This window comes from Bradyrhizobium sp. (assembly GCF_017881085.1).
Lineage (GTDB): Bacteria > Pseudomonadota > Alphaproteobacteria > Rhizobiales > Xanthobacteraceae > Bradyrhizobium.
Genome location: NZ_JADGRI010000434.1, coordinates 1 through 3,555 on the forward strand (window position 1 = coordinate 1; position 3,555 = coordinate 3,555).

Here is a 3,555-nt window from a genome sequence, read left to right on the forward strand (position 1 = left end):
AGACGAAAATCAGGTCAAAAAGTGTGAGAAGTGCCTGATTTTATTGAATAAGATAGCGGGCGTAGTTCAATGGCAGAACGGCAGCTTCCCAAGCTGCATACGAGGGTTCGATTCCCTTCGCCCGCTCCAATCCCGCGCCGGCTTTATCGATCGTGGTCATCGCCACGAGCCTAGCTTTCGCCTCCGATCGCGCCTATATCCAGGGTGTCGCAAGACGATGGCGCTGAAACTTAGAGCGGACTGCGGGCAGACCCGGGGGCAGTACCCGGCGCCTCCACCCTAGCAGCTTGAGCTTAAAGGTCTCATCCCGGTGAGATCGATTCCACCGCAAGGCGGAATCCCTAAGCTGCTACGGCGGGGGCGAAACAGGATCGATGGTCGCAAAGAAGCTCTGAATTGTGCTCGGCATGATACCGCCGTTATCGGGTCAAAAACCTAAATGCAAACGATAACGTTGCATTGAACGAAGTGCGCCTCGCGGCGTAACCTGTTCGGGGTCCGGAGCACCTGGCAACAGAAGCTTCATCGCCGCGTCAACCCTCGGGTTGGCGCGGCTTTGTTTTGCGGGGTGGCCGGAACGCCTGCGCGTCGACTTCAATTCCGTTCGTCGCGCGGCCTAGCCGTCCATCACGCGCCTGGCGGCACCTGATCCAGAAAGCCGGTGATGCTCTTGATCCGCCCGTCGCTGACGACGGCGAAATCGGTGCCCTTGATCGGGCTGTCGGCGCCGTCGGGGCCGAGCCCCCAGGAGAAGCGGACGTGGTCGCCGAAACCGTCTGCGCGGCCGAGCAACTTGAAGCGGAAATCCGGAAAGCGCTGCTGCACGCCGGCGACGAGCGCGTCGGCGCCATCGTGACCGTCGCCGCGCATCAAGGGGTCGACATATCTGGCGTCGCTCGCCCAGTTCGCCGCGAGAATTTCGCGGCGGCGGTTCGGCGATCGCTCGTTCCACAGGTCGATATAGCGGCGGGCAATGGTATTGATGTCGGTCATGGTCTCGCTCCTTCAGTTGGTTCGCCGTTTATCGGCGCACCAACTATCGAAGATTCACGCGGGCCGATCGATTACCTCGCACGTCATGGTTTTCGGCCTGGGGCGTCGGTTCTGATCGAATCAGAACCGAAGCTCCAGATTATTGTTTTGACGCGTCTTCTTCACGCGAACCGGTATCCACTTCGCCCGAAAACGCTCTACCGCGCCGCGGTCACCATGATCTCGACATTGTACGGGGGTGCCGCGAGCCTGGCTTCGACGGTGGCGCGCGCCGGCGTATTGCCCGCCGACACCCAGCCGTCCCACACCGCGTTCATCTCCGCAAACGTCTTCATGTCGGTGAGGTAAATCGTCGCCGTCAGCAGCTTCGACTTGTCGCTTCCGGCTTTCGCAAGATGGCCATCGATGATCGCGAGCACCTCCTGCGTCTGTTCGGCGACACCCTTGCCGGCCGCCTTGTTGGCGACGATTCCGGCGAGATAGACGGTGTCGCCATGGACAACGACTTGGCTCATGCGCGGGCCGGTCTCGAAACGCTGGATGGTCATTCTGTTCTCCAATGAGGTGAGGCCGGTTACTTAGCGCACGGATGCGGCCTCCGCCACTGCGATGTGGCGGAAGCTGGGTAGGCCCTCGCAATGCGCGGTCTTCGCTAGGGCGCGACAGTCAGCGTCGCCTTCATGTTGGGATGGAAGCGGCAATAATACTCGATCGTGCCGGCCTTCTGCAAAACCAGGGTGACGGTCTTCTTTGGCGGCATGGTCACGTCCCAGTCGCCGTTTCGCGCCGTCGCGGTATGGGCGAGAATGTCCCTGTTGACCCATTCGATGGTGTCGCCGACTTTCGCCGAAACTTCGGCCGGCGCAATCACGAGATTTTCCATCGTGATCTGAATGGTCGCCCCATGCGCCGGGACGGACGCTCCCAACATCAATGCGGCGACGACCGGGAACATCCATCTCGGCAGCATGGCAAGCTCCTACTTCAGGCTGGCTGCGACGTGTTCGGCGTGCTGCTCGTGGCCCTGAAAAATCTTCAGGCCGGTCTGCAGCAGGCTCTTCAGTTCCGCATTGCTGGCGTTGGGAATCAGCGTGGTCTCAAGCGCGCTGTCGACCGCCTTGTGATAGGCGACCTCGTTGGCGACATAGGCCTTGTCGAACTCCGCGCCCTTCAACTTGCCGAGCTCGGCGAGCTTGTCGGCGGCATTTTTCGATAGTGTGCGGCTGGTGTCGTTGTCTTCCGGCGTGACCTTGAGCTTCTTCACCAGATCCAGCGCCTGCTTGTTCACGGCTTCATGGTCGCGCACCATGTCTTCCGCGAACGCCTTGATGTCCTTGTTGCCGGTTTTCGTCAGGGCCTGTTTCGCCGCCGCGATATCGATCACGCCGGCGGTATAGGCGATATGCGCGATCTGCGGATCGGTCGGCTTTGCGCCCTGCGCCAGCGCCGCACTGCCGAGCAGGCTTACCGCGGCGATCGCCGCGCTCAATCGAACGAACATGGTTTGACACTCCTGTGGCGCCGCGAGCGAAAGCCGCGGCGTATGGTTGGTTGCACAGGGATTGGATGAAGCGCGAACGCAAAGGTTCCCGAAGAAATTATGCGGCGAAACCCAGCCGCTTCAGCACCGCGTCGCATAGGCGTTCGCAGCGCCTGCCGGCAAACGGAAATGCTTCCAGCACCACGGGGCCGATCTTCTTCTCGACATTGTCGCGCAGCATGGCGCGGGCACGGTGCAGCCGGGTTTTCACGGTCTCCGGCTTCAGTCCGAGAATCTCGGCGGTTTCCTCGACATTCATCCCCTCGATCACGCGGGTGATGAAGACGATGCGGAAGGCTTCGGGGAGGTCGTCGATCGCGTGTTCAACCACATGCTGGATTTCACGTTGTGCCATGGATTTTTCCGGATCCTCGGATGCGCCCGAGAGGGGAAACTGGATGATCTGCGCCTCCAGCGTGCCCGGCGGCAGCGAGGTCCATTCGACCCCGGGCCGCTGGCGGCGCAGCCGGCCCAGCGCCTCGTTCATGGCGATCCTTGCCAGCCAGGTCGAAAGGCGGGAGTCGCCGCGGAATTCTGCAAGATGCGTGAACGCACGGACATAGGTTTCCTGCACCACGTCTTCGGCCTCGGCGTCGTTGCGCAGGATGCCGCGAGCGAGCCGGTAAAGCCTGCGATTGTTCGCCTGCATGATCGAACGAATGGCCGCCTCGTCGCGCTCCCGCGCGCGGGCGACCAGCTCGGCGTCGGCAATTCCGAGGGGCGTATTTTGCGGTACTGGTTCAGGGCGCATGATGGTCCGATCCGATGACACTGTACTTCTGATGGGTTGGATGCGGCAAAGCCAAATAGGTTCCCGCTCCCCTCGGGCCGATCGATCGTTTTCCGGATAACCCTCTCAAATCAGGGAAACTTCTGCAAAAAGAAGCCCATTTCGGCGCCGGCAGCCAGCCCCGGCGCGCGCGAGCGACGTCCTGAACGCCGAAGCTCCTGAGGTAGACGGGCGATCCGTGTTGCTGCATCAGCAGCGCCGCGCCTGGAATCCTTTCGCTCATGACTTCGTT

General features: G+C 61.4%; 6 protein-coding genes, 1 tRNA gene and 1 other RNA gene. 2 read left to right on the forward strand and 6 right to left on the reverse strand.

What is annotated here, in order from left to right; genetic code table 11:
* Nucleotides 1–55: 55 nt before the first annotated feature.
* A tRNA-Gly gene (locus QZ213_RS26075) sits at nt 56–129 on the forward strand.
* Between the two features lie 38 nt (nt 130–167).
* Nucleotides 168–527: a transfer-messenger RNA gene (gene ssrA, locus QZ213_RS26080) on the forward strand.
* Nucleotides 528–627: 100 nt separating this feature from the next.
* Here the strand turns inward: ssrA and QZ213_RS26085 are convergent.
* From QZ213_RS26085 to QZ213_RS26110, 6 genes are all read right to left on the reverse strand, one after another.
* Nucleotides 628–993 carry a nuclear transport factor 2 family protein gene (locus tag QZ213_RS26085; RefSeq protein ID WP_291688941.1) on the reverse strand — a complete coding sequence of 122 codons (366 nt, stop codon included), beginning with the start codon at nt 991–993 and terminating at the stop codon, nt 628–630.
* A gap of 197 nt (nt 994–1,190) precedes the next feature.
* Nucleotides 1,191–1,541 carry a RidA family protein gene (locus QZ213_RS26090; protein WP_291688942.1) on the reverse strand — a complete coding sequence of 117 codons (351 nt, stop codon included), beginning with the start codon at nt 1,539–1,541 and terminating at the stop codon, nt 1,191–1,193.
* A gap of 104 nt (nt 1,542–1,645) precedes the next feature.
* A complete protein-coding gene (locus QZ213_RS26095) occupies nt 1,646–1,963 on the reverse strand; it encodes a cupredoxin domain-containing protein (protein ID WP_291688943.1) in 318 nt (105 codons plus the stop codon).
* Nucleotides 1,964–1,972: 9 nt separating this feature from the next.
* Complete coding sequence (locus QZ213_RS26100; protein WP_291688944.1) at nt 1,973–2,494, reverse strand: DUF4142 domain-containing protein; 522 nt, start codon at nt 2,492–2,494, stop codon at nt 1,973–1,975.
* A gap of 97 nt (nt 2,495–2,591) precedes the next feature.
* On the reverse strand, nt 2,592–3,284 hold the full coding sequence (locus QZ213_RS26105; protein ID WP_291688945.1) for an RNA polymerase sigma factor: 693 nt from the start codon (nt 3,282–3,284) through the stop codon (nt 2,592–2,594).
* The coding region (locus QZ213_RS26110) for a hypothetical protein (protein WP_291688946.1) at nt 3,274–3,555 on the reverse strand (282 nt) is incomplete at its 5' end. The genes QZ213_RS26110 and QZ213_RS26105, both read right to left, overlap by 11 nt.